This is a genomic window from Schleiferilactobacillus shenzhenensis LY-73, from assembly GCF_000469325.1.
GTDB classification, from domain to species: domain Bacteria; phylum Bacillota; class Bacilli; order Lactobacillales; family Lactobacillaceae; genus Schleiferilactobacillus; species Schleiferilactobacillus shenzhenensis.
Window position 1 is genome coordinate 58,151 of sequence record NZ_KI271582.1, and the last position, 15,767, is coordinate 73,917.

General features: G+C 55.9%; 14 protein-coding genes. 2 read left to right on the forward strand and 12 right to left on the reverse strand.

Features of this window, described 5'->3' with window-relative positions; genetic code table 11:
- Positions 1–52: 52 nt before the first annotated feature.
- The 4 genes from L248_RS00245 to L248_RS00260 all read right to left on the reverse strand — a co-directional run bounded on the left by L248_RS00245 (position 53) and on the right by L248_RS00260 (position 4,733).
- A complete protein-coding gene (locus L248_RS00245; protein WP_022528003.1) occupies positions 53–1,015 on the reverse strand; it encodes an NAD(P)-dependent oxidoreductase in 963 nt (320 codons plus the stop codon).
- Positions 1,016–1,105: 90 nt separating this feature from the next.
- Entirely contained in the window at positions 1,106–1,663 is a 558-nt protein-coding gene (locus tag L248_RS00250) for a hypothetical protein (RefSeq protein ID WP_196811970.1), read from the reverse strand.
- A 36-nt stretch (positions 1,664–1,699) separates the two neighbouring features.
- Positions 1,700–2,452, reverse strand: coding sequence for an FtsX-like permease family protein (locus tag L248_RS00255; protein WP_022528005.1), 753 nt, complete (start codon positions 2,450–2,452; stop codon positions 1,700–1,702).
- A 70-nt stretch (positions 2,453–2,522) separates the two neighbouring features.
- Positions 2,523–4,733: an LTA synthase family protein gene (locus tag L248_RS00260; protein WP_040534114.1), complete on the reverse strand. Its 2,211-nt coding sequence runs from the start codon at positions 4,731–4,733 to the stop codon at positions 2,523–2,525.
- 107 nt (positions 4,734–4,840) lie between these two features.
- Here L248_RS00260 and L248_RS00265 point away from each other — a divergent pair, with 107 nt between their 5' ends.
- Complete coding sequence (locus L248_RS00265) at positions 4,841–5,458, forward strand: VanZ family protein (protein WP_040534116.1); 618 nt, start codon at positions 4,841–4,843, stop codon at positions 5,456–5,458.
- A 51-nt stretch (positions 5,459–5,509) separates the two neighbouring features.
- Here L248_RS00265 and L248_RS00270 read toward each other — a convergent pair whose 3' ends face one another.
- The 4 genes from L248_RS00270 to L248_RS16465 form a co-directional block, all read right to left on the reverse strand.
- The gene (locus L248_RS00270) at positions 5,510–6,562 is read right to left on the reverse strand and encodes a tagatose 1,6-diphosphate aldolase (RefSeq protein WP_022528008.1); all 1,053 of its coding nucleotides are present in this window, start codon (positions 6,560–6,562) and stop codon (positions 5,510–5,512) included.
- A gap of 447 nt (positions 6,563–7,009) precedes the next feature.
- A complete protein-coding gene (locus L248_RS00275) occupies positions 7,010–8,059 on the reverse strand; it encodes an ABC transporter permease (protein WP_022528009.1) in 1,050 nt (349 codons plus the stop codon).
- Positions 8,040–8,963, reverse strand: a complete 924-nt coding sequence (locus L248_RS00280) for an ATP-binding cassette domain-containing protein (RefSeq protein ID WP_022528010.1) — start codon at positions 8,961–8,963, stop codon at positions 8,040–8,042. Before L248_RS00280 ends, L248_RS00275 begins: the two co-directional genes overlap by 20 nt.
- A complete protein-coding gene (locus L248_RS16465; protein WP_022528011.1) occupies positions 8,960–9,328 on the reverse strand; it encodes a GntR family transcriptional regulator in 369 nt (122 codons plus the stop codon). The genes L248_RS00280 and L248_RS16465 overlap by 4 nt, the downstream gene beginning before the upstream one ends.
- A 210-nt stretch (positions 9,329–9,538) precedes the next feature.
- Between L248_RS16465 and L248_RS00290 the strand changes: the two genes are divergently transcribed.
- Complete coding sequence (locus tag L248_RS00290) at positions 9,539–10,885, forward strand: glucose-6-phosphate isomerase (protein ID WP_022528012.1); 1,347 nt, start codon at positions 9,539–9,541, stop codon at positions 10,883–10,885.
- Positions 10,886–11,052: 167 nt separating this feature from the next.
- On the opposite strand, the gene L248_RS00295 is transcribed toward L248_RS00290, so the two are convergent.
- The 4 genes from L248_RS00295 to L248_RS00310 form a co-directional block, all read right to left on the reverse strand.
- Positions 11,053–11,373, reverse strand: coding sequence for a hypothetical protein (locus L248_RS00295; RefSeq protein WP_051999827.1), 321 nt, complete (start codon positions 11,371–11,373; stop codon positions 11,053–11,055).
- A 431-nt stretch (positions 11,374–11,804) separates the two neighbouring features.
- Entirely contained in the window at positions 11,805–12,809 is a 1,005-nt protein-coding gene (locus L248_RS00300) for a glycosyltransferase family 2 protein (protein WP_051999804.1), read from the reverse strand.
- A 20-nt stretch (positions 12,810–12,829) separates the two neighbouring features.
- On the reverse strand, positions 12,830–15,205 hold the full coding sequence (locus L248_RS00305) for an ArnT family glycosyltransferase (RefSeq protein ID WP_040534303.1): 2,376 nt from the start codon (positions 15,203–15,205) through the stop codon (positions 12,830–12,832).
- On the reverse strand, positions 15,198–15,632 hold the full coding sequence (locus L248_RS00310; protein WP_051999828.1) for a GtrA family protein: 435 nt from the start codon (positions 15,630–15,632) through the stop codon (positions 15,198–15,200). Before L248_RS00310 ends, L248_RS00305 begins: the two co-directional genes overlap by 8 nt.
- Positions 15,633–15,767: the final 135 nt, after the last annotated feature.

Below are 15,767 nucleotides of genomic sequence, written 5' to 3' on the forward strand. Positions count from 1 at the left end.
TGTCGAGGGAGAATTTTGTCTCAGTCCCTGCTCTTTTTCGTGGCAATGGGTATTAACCTGCTACGGTATACTTCAGCGGCTTACCCGTCATGAACGCCACGATGTTGTCGGCAATTTGCTTGGCCATGGCGTTCCGGGCTTCGACGGTGGCGTTGCCGATGTGCGGGGTGAGGATGACGTTGGTTAACAGTTTGAACCCGTCCGCGACTTGCGGCTCGTGCTCATAGACATCCAGCGCTGCACCGCCTATTTTTTTATTCTGCAGAGCAGTAAGTAAAGCGGCCTCGTCAATGACCGGCCCCCGGGCAACGTTGATCAGGACAGCGGTGGGTTTCATCTCGGCCAGCTTTGCCGCATCGATCATGTGGCGGGTGCCTGGTACCAGCGGCACATGCAGGCTGACGAAGTCGCTGGTCGCCAGGAGGTTGTCCAGGTCGGTGTAATGAACGTGCAGGGCGGCCTCGTTGGGCTCATCCAACGGCTTGCGCTGCCAGTAGCGGACCGTCATGCCCAGCGCACCGGCTTTGGCGGCGACGTTGCGGCCGATGGCGCCTAGGCCGACGATGCCCAGCGACTTGCCGCTGATCTCATGACCCAGGAAGAATTCCGGTTCCCACGCTTGGAAGCCGGCCCCCCGCATGAGCTGGTCGCCTTCGGGGATTCGCCGGCTCCAAGCCAGGATGAGGGCAATGGTCAGCTCTGCGACGGCATTGGCGGAGACCCCCGGGGTATTGACGACTTGAATGCCCCGGGCCTTAGCGGCAGCTAAGTCCAGATTATCGACGCCGGCACCGTAGTTGGCAATCAGTTTCAACTGCGGTGCCGCAGCAATGACATCCGCCGTCACGGGGGTAGACAGCGGCACCACCAGAATGTCGGCGTCAGCAGCGCCAGCCTTCAACTCAGCCGGGGTGATCGGCGTTTCGTGGGAATAAACCGTGACCTGAGCCGCAGTATCAGACAGCGGCTTCAGCAGCGCCGCTGGTACAGGGGCAGCAATAAAAATTTTCGTCATGATGCAAGACTCCCTTCTTACCCTATTATCGGTCAAAATCCTGACCATGCAAAAAGCCTGCTTCCGAGAAGCAGGCGGGGGAGAAATAGGTCAGTCGTGATCGGTGAACAGGTCGGCCGTCAAAATCCGGTCCGATGGCTGGCCATCGATCATCTCTTGGTCGCCGGTGACCATGATCAAATGGCTGCCGGTGGCCTGGAGGACATTCTCCAGGAGGTTGAAGAAGATGCGGAAAGTGGTTACGCCCTGGTGGTCCAAGAAGTTGGTGGTGATGATGTAATGCCGCTTGAGGAGCAGGAAGCGGAAGAGCTGCACGTAGAAGCGTTCGGTCTCATTGAGATTGCTGGCCGGCTTGTCCAAGAAGTCATGGGTGTTCAGTTCGGTGTATTCGTTGTCGAATAGGAATTGGCGCAGCCGCACGATGTCATTCTTCGGGGAATCGATGAGGATGTTGTCAGCGACCGACAAGAACGGGATCACCGATTGGTCGCTGGGGTCAATGAACCCCACGTCATCCCAGCGGTAGAAGCTGTGCCACAACTGCTGGTAGAGCCGTTGTGGAGAGCTGTCCGTCGGCGTCAGAACGAAGTATGAACCCGCAGTGGGCAGGGCATCTGCCCACTGCGGTGCAGTACTGGCTTTGCGCAATTGCATGACCTCCATTGATTTAGTGAATGACGATGCTCAGCGAGTCTGCCGGAAGCGCCAAACGTGGACCCCCACCCAGGAACTGCCGATAATCGCCAGGATGACGATGGACAGGAAGGAGAAGAAGCTCTGGCGAACGGCGGTGGTGAACAGGGCGATGCGGTTCAGCGTGACCGTGTTCCCGGCCAGCAGTTCTTTCCAATTGAAGTATGTGAACTGTTCGTGGAAGAGACTGTTGATGAATGACGTCGTCTTGGTGGTATTCAAGACATCCGGGAGCTGGTTAGAAAAGTTCGTCTGGTTCAGCTGCCGCAGCCATCCCGTTCCGAAGAAAGCCAGGAGCATACCCAGAGCGAAAACGATGACATAGGCGATGAGAAACAGCAAAAAATACTCAACGAACAGCTGCAGCGAAATCCAGGAAACAGATTTGCCAGTGGCGGAATAAGCTTTAAGCTCGCTTTGCCGGTGGTGCAGGGAAATGCTGTTGACGATAATCAGGAAGAGAAAGATGCCCAGATACGCATACGTGGCGTAATTGCCGTATTGACCGAGCACGGCCGCGTGGGTCGTCTGCATCGCTTGAATCGTCAGTTTCAGCTGGACCTGGACCAGTTTTGGAAAAATACCGATGCTGGTCATGAAGTTGCTGGCCATGGCCGACTCGATCTGCCGCAGCATCTGCAGGGCCAAGACGACGATCATGAAGGTGGCCAGGCCGGCCACGGTGATGATGGAATTACGCCGATGGTACTTCAAGCTGGCGATGGCGCGGTTGATAAACAGCATTTCTTAACCCTCCAACAACTATTGTACCGAGTGAGTTTGAATTATTTGTGAAAATCCATGTGCAAATAATCTACCGACTGGGCTGGTTGCCGGTCCCGCTGTTGCTACTGCTGCTGGATGAACTGCTGCTCTCCGTGGCGGCGATGGTCTTTTCCCGCTTAAGCTGGTCGGCCGGCACGGTGGTGAGGGCACTCGTATCGCCCTGCAGTTCCGGCGCGTCCGTCTGGTACAGACCCGTGGTGGTCTGATCACCGTCTGCACTGTACAGGCTGGTCGAGCGGGTGCCCTTGTCGTCCCGGGTGGTCTGGAGCTTGTTCCAGAGTGCCCGGTAGTCGAACTCCTTGGGATCCACCGGCGTGAAGTCGGCGGGCGTATAGAAGCGCAGCAGGTTCTTGGTGTTTAAGGAGTCAGAAAGGGACAGCGTGTTGTCCACGGTGTCTTGGAGCTTGTTGAAGGTTTCTTTCTCAGCATCCGTCAAGTCCGTCAAGGGCAAGCCGGTGTGGTTATCGTAAACGGTGCTGTCCGCGCCCTTGCCGCCGACAAAAGTGTAATTGGGGGTGACAAAGTTGTTGTTGCGGAAGATGACGGTCTGGTCGTGCTGGGGTGACATGAGGTCGGTCCCGAACTGCACGTAAGGTTTGGTATTCACGCCCAGCAAGTGAAGCAAGGTAGGGAGCACGTCGATTTCGCCGCCGTACTGGTGCTGCAGACCGCCCTTGAGCCCCGGCATCGTCAGCATGAAGGGGACTTTCTGCATTTCTGCATTATCGAACGCTGTCCAATGGCTGGCATCCCGGCCAAACATCTTGGCGAGGGAGAGGTTGTTGGTGTTGGACAGGCCGTAGTGGTCGCCGTAGATCATCACCAGCGTGTTCTCGTACAAGCCGCTGCGCTTGAGGTAGTCGAAGAATTCCTTGACCGCCTGGTCAAGATAATTGGCGGTACGGAAGTAGTTGTCCACCGTGATGTCGCCGGTGTCGCCCTTAGGGAAGGTGCTGTCGGTGTTCGTCAGGGTGAAGGGGAAGTGGTTGGTGACGGTGATGTACTTGGCGTAGAAGGGCTGCTGAAGCTGCTCCAGGTACTTGGTGCTCTCAGCGAAGAGCAGCTTATCCTTCAAGCCGTAACCAATGGAGTTGTCCGCCGACGTGTCGAAGTACTTGTTATCGAAGAAATACTGGAAGCCCAGGTTCTTATAGACGCTGTCCCGGTTCCAGAAACTGCCGGCGTTGCCGTGGAAGACGGCCGACGTGTAACCCTGGCTCTGCTGCAGGATAGCCGGCGCCGCCTGGAACACGTTGTCGCTGCCCAGGGAGGTGAAGACGGACCCGTCGGAGATGCCGTACACCGAATTTTCCAGCATGTTCTCCGCATCGCTGGTACGGCCCAGCCCGACCTGGTGGTAGAAGTTGTCGAAGGCCAGGGTGTTGCTGCTGCGGTACAGGCTGTTCAGAAAGGGGGTGACTTCCTTGCCGTCCACCTTGTAGTTGATCAGGAATTGCTCGAAGGATTCCAAGTGGATGATGATGACGTTCTTGCCCTTGGCCGCCCCGAAGTACTGGGGGTTGGGTGCGGCGTAATGGCTCCGGGTGTACTGCAAGACGTTGCCCAGGTCAGAGCCGTCCGCCTGGGAGCGGATCTGATTATTCTGGGCAGACTTGGCCGCATCGTAGACCATGAAGGAATCGATCCCTAAGTATTTGACGATGTAATTGCGGTCGAACGTACGGGTGAGCAGCTGCGGGCGAGAAATGTCCGCCAGCGTCAAATTGAACAGGAACAAAAAGACAGACCCGGTCAAACACGCCCAGGCGTTGATCGACGGATAGCGTTTGGGGTTCATGGGGATGGCCTTGCGAATGAGGAGCAGCAGGATGATGATCACGTCCAACCAATAAAGGACATCGTGCAGAGTCATCAGTTTCAAGGTGCTGCCGCCTAAGCCGGCACTGACCTTGGACGCATTTAAGATTGTCGAAAGGGTCAAAAAGTCGGTAAACTGCCGATAATAAATAATGTTACTATACAATAAAAGCGTATTGGCCACGTACAAGCCAAAGAGCACCCAATAAGCGACCTTGGGATGGGGAATAAAATAGCTCAGACTAAAGAGGAACAAGGTCGTTGCCAACGGATTGATCACCAGGATGACCATGTCGTACGGGTTATCCACCCCCAGCGAGAAGTCCACCGTATAGGCGAGCATACACTTCGCCCAAAACAGGACCAGGAGCAGGATGGTAAACCGGGGACGTGTACCGACCCAGTGCTGAATTTTGCGCATGACCGTGATCCTTTCTGTGTTCAATGGCATTATTGTACCGCGGAAGCTTGCGGCCGTGCAATCTGGCGGGCAAGCGTTACGTAATCCTAAAAGTGGGGAGCCGCACTATGATCTTTCTTGGACCACTATACAACTGGGTGGCCAGCATCTACAGCAGCCGCATCAACCATTTTCCGCTGATTCGGCTGACGTTCTATTCGCTGGACAAGACCATCCTGTATTTCTTGATCTTCCTGGTCCTGCGGCTGCTTTGGCGCCGCCTCCACGGCCGCCGCGGCCAGTGGGGGCGGGAACTGCTGCTCTGGGTGTTCGTCTTTTACTTAATGCTGGTCTTCGCCCTGACCGTCTTCCGCGGTACATATTACCCTTGGCAGCTTCAGTTCTATTGGCACCGGTCGCTGACCGAGGTCAACTGGCAGCTCTGGACCCAGACCGCCAAGCTCCAGCAGGGCCAATCCATCGTGGACTTCATTTACAACCTCTTCGGCAACATCGCCTGGTTCATCCCTTTCGGCTTTCTCTACCCGTTAGTCAGGCAAAAACCGACCGGACTGATCCGTACGGTACTCAGCGGCATGCTGGTCTCCATCACGATTGAAGCTCTGCAATTCGTCCTCTACACAGGCATCAGCGACGTGGATGATGTGATGTTTAATACTTTGGGGGCTTTAGTCGGGTATATCCTCTACCGGCTGTTCAAGCTGCTGGTCCGCCGAAGACAATAAAAGAACCGGCTCGCGGTTTTTGCGAGCCGGTTCTTTTATTGTCTTCGGTTCCTAGTCACCCATGACGTCGCGGTCGAAGACTTCGATGTTGTCCAAACCACCGTAAACTTCGTACCAAGGGGTCGCATACTTGTTGAGAATATCGTTCAATTCCTCAACGTTCTCCTTGCCTTGGCCGTTCAGCCAGTCGATCAGCGCCTGCTTGCCGTCCTTGGCATAGACTTCAACACCGTCTAACCAAGTGGCACGGCCGCCGAGGATACCGCTGTAGTTGTTGCCAGACTTGCCGGCGAAAGTTAATTCCGCACGGAAGGTCTCAGCCGGCACACCAGCAGACAGGTAGATGAAGGGACGGTCTACCAAGCTGTTCATATCCTTGAAGATCTTAGCAACTTCGTCTTGGCTGTAAACGGCCTTGTTGCCGTTCTTCGTGTAACCTTCCACGAAGTCCCAGTTAACGGGGATCTCAGCCTTGATGACGTCGATGTGGTACTTGTCCTTGGAGAATTCCTTCATGGAATCAAGAACCAGTTGCGGCTTCTCCTTGGCAAACTCAGGGCTCTTGGCATCAGGAACATTGTCGTCGTAAGTCACGATTTCGACAAATGTCGGGATGTCAGCAGCCAAAGCTTCGTCGCCTAAGCGTTCCAGGAAGGCGTGCTTGACGTCGTTGATTTCTTTCTTGTCGTTAGGGTTGTAATAAACCAAGACCTTAGCGGCGTCGGCACCCTTGCCGATAATCCGTTGCAAAGACTCGTTGGGCAGCAGTTCAGGGAAGCGGCCGACAGAGTCTGCGTCGTAGCCGGTCTTCTCGTAAGAGAGGATCAAGCCGGACTTGTCAGACTTGGACTTCATACCCTTGAAGCCCAGCTCTTCGTCGATCAGGATGGCGGAAGTGAACTTGGTCAATTCTTGAGAAACGAGTTCCTTGAATTCGTAAACCATGTCCAGGCTGTATTCCTTGCCATACTTCTCGGCAGCGGCCTTCATGATCCGCTTCATCGAACCCCGTTGGTCGATCGCCAGGGCTGCAATAACACCCTTATCGTTGGATAACTGTTGCAGCTTGTCGAACTTACCGCGGGAAATGCGTTTTTTTGCCATTGAGATAATCCCTCCAAAATTTTTGCCTTAAAACCTTCATTAGTATACGGGTTTTCAGGGGATGTTTCAAGGACAGAGGGCGGAGCCGAGCGGTTAGGCCACCTGGGCTAAGTGGCCCTAAGCTGAAAAGCCCTGCACTTGGGCTTTTTAGCTTAGGGCCCTTAGACCATGGTGGCCTGCTCGGCGGAGCCCGTTTATGAGGCGGGAAAAACCCGCACTTAGGTTTTACCCTTGCCCCGCCTTAGCCCCTAGCTTCTGGGCCGCGGAGCCCGTGTATGAGGCGTGGAGAAAGCCCTGCACTTGGGCTTTTTGGCTTGGGGTCCTTAGACCATGGTGGCCTGCTCGGCGGAGCCCTTTTACGCGTGTGCAACCCGGCTGGAAGTTCGTGACGTCCAGCGACCCGGGTGGTCAGAAAAGGTCCCGTTGGTTGGCAATCCTCATCAACTCTTACTGCCGGGGTGACGGCGACGTCTCACTTTCCTGCGCTTTATTCCTGCGGCCGAAGGTGGGACGATACAAATACCAGAAGAGGAAAACAAAGACGGCGCCGCCGGTCAGAATCATCGACAGCCAAGGGTAGTCATAGAACAGCCAATTTTGCATGACAAAAGGGACATACAGTGTAAAACCAATCAGGACGATTGGTCGCAGCTGAGGGAAGAGCAAATACCGATGACTATTCTCCAATGAGACTTGGGGGTAAAAGTAGAGAGATAACGCCAGGAACAAAATGGCTAGCCCAACCCAGGTGCCATATGCTGCTAGCGGCTGGGTGAGCCAGGCTGACCATGATTTTTGAACGTGGAGCAGCTGAACAGCCTGGATGACGGCTGGGCCGGCACTCATCCCCAGAAAGCCAATTGTCGCGACGAGGGGCAAGGTTTGGCCGATGACCATGCCAAACAAGCTCCCGGCGGCGAGCGCGGCGATTAGTTGAATCAAGTAGATGGGGATGAAAAGAAGTAATGACACCCAATAGATGGTCAGATAGTGATGGGGAATGCCAAACCAGACAAAGAGCATGGTGATCACGGCATTGATGCCCCAGGCAGGCAGGATGACGGTCAAATACAGCTTAAGTTTCGTAAGATAGATACGCCGCCTGCTCATACCGGAGGAAAACAGCAGCCGATTAAAACCGCTGATTTGGTCCCAGAATGTCATCACACATCCCAGTAAAATCGTTAATAGAAAGATGAAATAGTTAAAAAACGTTCCGTCTTGATACATCCGATCCGTCTTGGGGCTGCCGTAGCGGACCTGCTTAAAGCGGTTGATATAGGCCTTGTATCCTGCCCGCTGCTCTGATTTGGAGAGATACGGATACACGTGCTTAACGTAATTCGTCCGGGAAATTTCTTCCTGATCCCGCATGTGAAAGTTGCTGACGGTTCCGGTGCCTTGCATGATGCCGAAGAAGACGATCATTAAAGCGGCGAGTAACAGGACGATGCGGTGCCGCCGGCGGATAAGCTGATTAAGACTGTGCTGGTTCATGCAGAATTTCCTCCTTTCCCATCAAATAATCCGTATCATGGACCGCCGTCGTCCGGAAGATGTCCGTCAACGTTAACGGCAGCTCCTCGCTGAAGACCGGCTGGGCAGCAGTCAGGGCGGCATCAACGGCTTCCGTGTAATGCATGAAGACGATTTCGAGCACCTGGCCGGTGACCCGGATCAGCGTGCCTTCCTTCTTTACCAGCGGCGGCACCTGATTGTGGCGGAAGACGACCTGAATCTTTCTCGCTTCCTCCCGCAACGATTCCAACTGGTAATCGTGCATGATGCGGTGGTCCTTGAGGATCAGCACCCGGTCGCTGATGCCGTCCAGTTCCTCCAGGTCATGGGAAGAAATCAGAAAGGCCGTGTGGTGGTCGGCCGCGGCGTCGATGATCATCTTGGTCACCTCCTCGCGGGCGATGACATCCAGACCGGCGAAGGGTTCATCCAGGATGATGTAGGGGACGTGGCTGGCCAGCGCCAGGGCCATGAGGATCGTGGCTTGCTGACCCTTGGACAGGCTCGACCAGCGGCTGGACTCAGGAATAGCAAAGTGTTGGATCGTGGACCAAAAGTCGGCCGCAGCAAACGCGGGATACACCAGTGTGTACCAGTCCACGATGGTGGTAAGGGGACTGCTGCTGAAGAAGTTATCCTGGCTGTCCACAAAGAAAATATGCTGAGCAAAATCGGTATTCTGACTGATGGGCTGCTGGTCCACTTGGATGGTGCCGCTGTCCGGGATGTACTGCATCATCATCGTCCGGAACAGCGTCGTCTTGCCGGCGCCGTTACGGCCCACGAGCCCGGTGATTTCCCCGGGGTGCCAAGTGAAGCTGATATCGGTAATGATCTCACGGTTGGCGATGCGCTTGGTCAATTGAGAAACAGAGACGGTCATGGATGCACGACCTCCTTGGGAGAAAAGTTCGTATCAAGATAGTCATCGATCTGCTGGCGGGTGATACCGGCGGTACCGGCATTGATCAGCCACGCCGACAGCTGCTGCCAAAGCACGGTTTGCTGCGGGGCAGACGGGGGACTGTTCTTAATGAACGTCCCTTTGCCTGGGCGCACTTCAATCACGCCGTCGCTTTCTAACTGGCGATAGGCCTTGGCCACCGTGTTCGGATTCAGCCGCTCTTGCTGGGCCATCTCCCGAACGGAGGGCAGCTTGTCGCCGACGGTCCAGATACCGCTCAATACCTGGTCCTTAACTTTCAGCGCTAACCGCTCGTAATAGGCGAGGGAACGGGGATTCTGCATACCGGACGAACTCCTTTCTAGATAATCTGTATTACGTGTACTATTATCCGCAGTACACACCCGCTGTCAATCATTTTTACTCCGCTTTTTTTCCGTTTCAGAAAGGCGTGTGCTTTCACGGTGGTTTTCATGCAAATCGTTGCATTATGGTCCGCAAGCGATTAAAGTTGTAAGGGTAAATAGGGTACATACACTTTAGGAGGTCTATCCATGGCACACATTTCCTTTGACGCATCTGCGTTGAGCAAGTTTGTTCACGACAATGAATTAGGCGAGATTCAACCGCTGGTCACCGCAGCAGACAAAGAGCTGCGCGACGGCACTGGCGCCGGCAACGATTTCCGCGGATTTCTTGATCTGCCCGTTGATTACGATAAAGACGAGTTCAGCCGGATCAAGGCAGCCGCCAAGAAGATCCAGGGCAATTCCGAAGTCTTCGTCGCTATCGGTATCGGCGGTTCCTACTTGGGCGCCCAAGCCGCTATCGACTTTCTGAACCCCAACTTCTACAACCAGCAGAAGGGCCGCAACGTACCGGAAGTTTACTTCGCCGGCAATTCCATCAGCGGCAACTACTTGTACGACTTGGTGCAATTGATCGGTGACCGCGATTTCAGTATCAACGTTATCTCCAAGTCTGGGACAACGACGGAGCCTTCCATCGCCTTCCGGGTCTTGAAGGAAAAGCTGATCAAGAAGTACGGTGCTGCAGGCGCCAAGGAACGCATCTTTGCCACGACTGACCGAGCAAAGGGTGCACTGAAGACGGAAGCCGATGCCGAGGGTTACGAAGAATTCGTCGTGCCTGATGACTTGGGCGGCCGCTTCTCCGTCCTTTCTGCCGTTGGTCTGCTGCCTATTGCCGTGGCCGGCGGGGACATCGACCAGTTGATGCAGGGTGCTGCTGACGCCCGCACTGAATACAGCAATCCGGACGTTACGAAGAACGATGCTTACAAGTATGCCGCGTTGCGGAACATCTTGTACCGCAAGGGTTACACGACTGAATTGCTGGAGAACTACGAGCCTAACCTGCGTCTGTTCGGCGAGTGGTGGAAGCAATTGATGGGCGAGTCTGAAGGCAAAGACCAGAAGGGGATCTATCCTTCTTCCGCTAACTTCACGACTGACCTGCACTCACTGGGCCAATACATCCAGGAAGGTTTGCGCAACCTGATGGAGACGGTCGTCAAGATCGACGAGGCGCCGCACGACGTCACGATTCCGTCTGACGACAAGAACCTGGACGGCCTGGGCTACCTGGCTGACAAGAAGATGAGCTATGTCAATGACAAGGCTTATCATGGTGTTGTCATGGCCCACACCGATGGCGGTGTGCCCGTGATGACCGTGAACGTACCCAAGCAGGATGCTTATTCTCTGGGTTATACGATCTACTTCTTCGAAGCTGCTGTCGCTATTTCTGGCTACCTGAACGGTATCAACCCGTTCAACCAGCCGGGTGTGGAAGCCTACAAGAAGAACATGTTCGCACTTCTGGGCCGGCAGGGCTATGAAGAGCTGACGAAGGAATTGACTGCTCGGTTGAATAAGTAACTTACAGTTCAACTGGCTCCAAGAAGAAAAGCGCTAAGGCTTTTTGCTCCGCTTGTTTAGGCAAGAGAGCATTGGCCTCAGCGCTTTTTATATTCGCGTGATTAATTGCAGTTGCAGACAAAAATTAGAATGAAGCCATGGTCGTCAGCAGGGTAGTCAAATACGTATCACGCTTTATTTGCCTTTCGATTCAACAACAAATGCCAGACGAAAAAGCCGACGCCAATGATCAATGCAAGCCAGCCCCAGATTTGTAAATCAGCATAATCGTGGGCGTTACTGATTGCAAAAATCCAGGTGATTGCCATCATCACCAGTCCAGCGATGTCTCCGCCAAGTTTGACGCTTTTACGCGTCGCGATGTACACAATACCTGTCGCTAGGAACAGGATAGCAGCCATTACGCCAGCTGTGCCACCGGCATCCTTGGTGTTATTTTCAATTGCGTGACCAACGCCAACAGCGCATGATTGAAACAGAATAAACATTGAGATGACGATCTGCAAGATGCCCACAACGAGCTTCGTTGTCTTGAGACCACCACTGACTTGTGGCGTCTGATTGCCCTGGCCAACTGGTGGTTGAGGCGCTTGAGACCCATTACCAGTCCGGCGCGCGGCACGTGAATTCTGTTGATTCTGATTATCCATAAAATCTATCTCCCCATAATGTCAGCTTTTATTGTCTTCAGAGTTTGGACAAAAGCAAACTGAACAAAGTTAATTGTTCCGTTGCTCAGTGTCAATTATACGTTGTTGTGGTAGAGAGGGCACAGAGAAAACACGATTGTAATATTTCAATCAATAATATTGACAGTGACATCAAAAACCGCCCCCGCACATTCACGGGGGCGGCATCGTATTCTGGTAGGGTCTTGGCCCAGCGCCAGGGCGTGCAGGGAGTGAGCCAAAAGGCACGCTCAGTTACGCAGCTGGACCAAGTTGGAATCTTCTTTCTGCGTTTGCGGGTGAGTATGGACTTGGGCTTGCTGGAAGCCCTCTGTCTTGGCGACGATGTAGAGCGGGCGCTCACGCGAGGCGGTGAACATCCGGCCGACGTAGGTCCCCATGGCGCCGAGGGCTAACAGAATCAGGGCGCCGGTAAGGGCGACGGTGATGATGACCCAGGTCTCGGCAGTGAGGGTGCCCCGGAGCAGATTGCCCAGGAGGACCAGGATACTGCTGACGCCGAGGACGCCGGCGGCCCAGTAGCCGAGGATGAGGGGCAGGCGGGAGAAACTGGTGATGCCGTTCATTGCCAGGCCCAGCATCTTTCTCAACGGATACTTGGAGGTGCCGGCATAGCGCTCCTTCCGGTCATAGAGCACGCCGGTCTGCTTGAAGCCGATCCAGCTGACCATGCCGCGGACGAAGGGGTCGGGCTCGTTCATCTGGTCGAGCACGTCCACCACTTGGCGGTCCATCAGGCGGAAGTCGCCGGTGTCCACCGGCATGTTGACGTTGGTGATGCTGTGCAAGATGCGGTAGAAAGCCGCTGCGGAGGCCTTCTTGAACCAGCTCTCGCCGTCACGGTGGCGGCGCTTGCCGTAGACCACGGCATACCCGGCTTGCCACTTGGCGATCATCGCCGGGATAACGCTGGGCGGGTCTTGGAGATCGGCGTCCATGACGACGACCGCGTCGCCGCTGGCATAACGGACGCCCGCCGTGATTGCTAACTGGTGGCCAAAATTGCGGGAGAACTCGACAAGCTTGATCTGCGGTGCCCGCCGCATTGCTTCCCGGATGATCTTCACGGAATTGTCCCGGCTGCCGTCGTCAACGAAGATCAGCTCGTAGCGCTCCTGGCGGGCGGCAACGTAATGCAGCAAGACATCGATGGTTTCCTCGATGCCGGCTTCTTCGTTGAACACCGGCAGAACGATGGAGATCAATGGGGTCTTCTTGAATACTTCGTGAGCCATGATGAAAACTCCTTTCTGCCTCATTCATCGACGTCAGAGGCACTGAGCTGATACAGCGTGCCGCTGCCGCCCATACCGCCGAAACCGCCGCCACCGCCAGGGCCGCCTTGGCGACCGCTGGACTGGCTGGTGGTGCTGCTCCCGTACTTGCTGGCAGCAATCTTCTTACCGTTCTTGGCGACCCACTTGGCGATCGTCGTGTTGGAATTTTTGCCGGAGCTGTAGTAGTACTTCAACTCGCCGTTCTTCACCAAGGTCTTGAATTGCGCCAGGGTGAGGGTCGGGTCAGTGCCGTTGAAGCCGCCCAAGGCCATCACGGCCTTGCCGGTCTTGATGATGTAGGGGGCGGCGGTGGACGCGTCAGAAACGGCGAACAGGTACTTGGCACTGCCTTGGTGGGCTTCCAGATACTTGAGCAGGCCGCTGTTGACGCTGCCGCTGCCTAAACCGCCGCTAGCGTTGCCGCCCTGACTGAGCAAGTCCGGACCCGCTGTCGGAATCGCAACCGATTCACCGGCCAGGGTCGGGGTGATCGACCAGAAACCGGGTGCAGCCAGCAGAGTGACCAGGGTGACACCCACCATCGTCTTGCGGAACCGGCGCAGGCGGGTGGCCAGCAAACCGGCGATGACCAGGATCCCGGCAATAATCAGGACCCACGGCCAGACGGTGTAGTACTGCGTCAGATACCAGGCCTGCAGGGCCACCGTTACGGCGATGCCCACGGGCAGCAGGTAGGTGGTCCACTTCTTCCAGGAACCGCGGAATTGCTTGAACATCGTGTACAGACCGATACCAGCCAGAACCGCGATCGGCGGCGCCAGCATGATCATGTAGTAGGGGTGGAAGAAACTGGCGATGGAGAAGAAGCCCATCACGGGGACCAGCCAGGCCAGCCAGTAACCCAGGTGCTTCTGCTGCATGGACAGCTGCCACCACTTGCGCTTACGGTCGACGTAGTAGACGAAGGCACTGATGAAGCCGATCAGGGCCATGGGCAGCAGCCAGCTGATCTGAGGCCCGAGGGCGGACTGGAAGACCCGCAACGGGCCCGCTGTGCCGATATTGAAGGCACCGCCGCCACCACCCATGCCGCCGCGACCGCCGCGGCGATTGCCGCCCATACCGCCAGGGCCGCCTTGCCGGCCTTTACCGCCGGTGGGGGGAGTGAAGTTGCCGCGTTTGCCGCCTTTGAAGTTTTTCGGCGGCGTGCCGCCTTGGGCGGTCAGCGCGGTTTTGCTCTTGCTCTTGGTGGTCGTGGACTTTTTAGTCGTTGTATTCTTGTTTGCTGTGGTGCCTTGTTTTGTGCTGCTGGGTGCTTTGGTACCACTGGGCGCTTTGCCGCCGCTGGGCGGGGTACCGCCCTTGGTGCCGGACGGCGGGGTGCCGCCTTTGGCACTGCTAGGGGCTTTTGTCCCGGAAGGCGGCGTACCGGTGGCGGCTTGAGCGGTGGTTCCGCTCTTCTTCGTCGTCGTTTTACTCTTTGCGGTGGTGGTACCCTTCTTGGTGGTGCCAGCGCCCGGGGCAGTACCGCCCGGCATGCCGCCGGTGGTCTTGCCATTGGTCTTTCCGGTCATGCCAGCGCCGAACGTACCCCCAATGCCGGAAGTTTGGCCGAGGAGCCTTTCTGACCCGTTATACCCGAAGGCCAGGTCCATCACCGAGTTCTTGTCGGAACTGCCGATGTAGGGCCGGCTGGCGGCGCTGGTGCTGTCGACTTGCAGCGGCCAGGCGAGGGTGAAGACGGCCAGCGCGGCGGCGGCCCCGGTGAAGGTGACCAGCCGTTTCTTCCAAGGCTGCGTGCTGGCCAGCCAGTAGAAGAGGATCAGCGCCGGCAGGATCATGAACGCTTGCAGCATCTTGATGTTGAAGGATACGCCGATGAGGGCGAAGCTGACGACGACCAGCCAAGGCCGCTTCTTCTGGACTGCGAGGAAGAGGCAGTCCGTGGCCAGCAGCATGAAGTAGATGAGGGTCGCGTCCATGTTGTTGGTACGCGAATCAGCCACGACGATGGGGGTCAGGGTCATCACCAGTGCGCTGAGCCGGGCGGGCCAAGCACCGAATTGGCGTTTGACCATGGCATAGATCAGATAGACTGAACCGATGCCGAAAAGGACAGAGGGCAGCACCACAGACCAGCCGTAGACCCCAAAGATCTTCCCGGAGATGGCCATGAACCAGAGGGCCACCGGCGGTTTGTCGACGGTGATGAAGCCGGCCGGGTCGAAGGCCCCGTACCAGAAGTTGTGCCAGCTCTTGGTCATACTGACGACGGCAGCCGTGTAATAATCGTTGGCGCTGCCGGCCTCCCAGATATTCCAAGCGTACAAGAAAGCGGCCAGGATCAAGACGGCGACCAGCCACCAGTCGATCCGCCGTTGTTTCTTACGAATGGTTGGTGGGGCGGGATGCCGTGTGTTTGCTTGCATGCAGTGGTGCTCCTTTCTGTGTGAAGACCCAGTACTTACTCAGGAAGAAATTCACTGGGACGGTGACGGCCAAGCTGAACATGGGCGCCAGTGCGGCGGGCAGACGGAAGCCGTCCACCCAGAGGCTGGTCAGCAACAGGCTCAGTAAGAACGTCGTGCCGTAAGTGGCGTAATACTTGAACGTCACCCACGACAGCTGACCGCCGCGGTCCTTGAACACCCATTGCTTGTTCAGGGCGAGGCCGAGCAGCGACGTCAGGCCGTAACCGACGGCCATCGCCAACGTGGGCGAGATGTGTTGGTATAATAACAGGTAGATGCCGTAGGTGAGGGCGGTATTGAGCGCCCCGACGGCACCGAACTGAACGAATTGCGTGAGCAGACGTTTCACAGTGGCCATCTCCTTTGTTTGCTATGGGAATACAATACGAGCCGCAGCATAAACCCAGCTTAAAATTCACAGGAAATTTCTTAAGGTGCCTTAAAGGTGCCGGGCTTATACTCGGTCATCAGTGGAAAGAAGAGA

Coding starts and splice junctions, on each gene's coding strand:
- L248_RS00245 (WP_022528003.1), bottom strand. CDS start 1,015: ATGACGAAAATTTTTATTGCTGCCCCTGTACCAGCGGCGCTGCTGAAG.
- L248_RS00300 (WP_051999804.1), bottom strand. CDS start 12,809: ATGGCTCACGAAGTATTCAAGAAGACCCCATTGATCTCCATCGTTCTG.
- L248_RS00290 (WP_022528012.1), top strand. CDS start 9,539: ATGGCACACATTTCCTTTGACGCATCTGCGTTGAGCAAGTTTGTTCAC.
- L248_RS00270 (WP_022528008.1), bottom strand. CDS start 6,562: ATGGCAAAAAAACGCATTTCCCGCGGTAAGTTCGACAAGCTGCAACAG.
- L248_RS16465 (WP_022528011.1), bottom strand. CDS start 9,328: ATGCAGAATCCCCGTTCCCTCGCCTATTACGAGCGGTTAGCGCTGAAA.
- L248_RS00280 (WP_022528010.1), bottom strand. CDS start 8,963: ATGACCGTCTCTGTTTCTCAATTGACCAAGCGCATCGCCAACCGTGAG.
- L248_RS00255 (WP_022528005.1), bottom strand. CDS start 2,452: ATGCTGTTTATCAACCGCGCCATCGCCAGCTTGAAGTACCATCGGCGT.
- L248_RS00265 (WP_040534116.1), top strand. CDS start 4,841: ATGATCTTTCTTGGACCACTATACAACTGGGTGGCCAGCATCTACAGC.
- L248_RS00275 (WP_022528009.1), bottom strand. CDS start 8,059: ATGAACCAGCACAGTCTTAATCAGCTTATCCGCCGGCGGCACCGCATC.
- L248_RS00260 (WP_040534114.1), bottom strand. CDS start 4,733: ATGCGCAAAATTCAGCACTGGGTCGGTACACGTCCCCGGTTTACCATC.
- L248_RS00295 (WP_051999827.1), bottom strand. CDS start 11,373: ATGTTTATTCTGTTTCAATCATGCGCTGTTGGCGTTGGTCACGCAATT.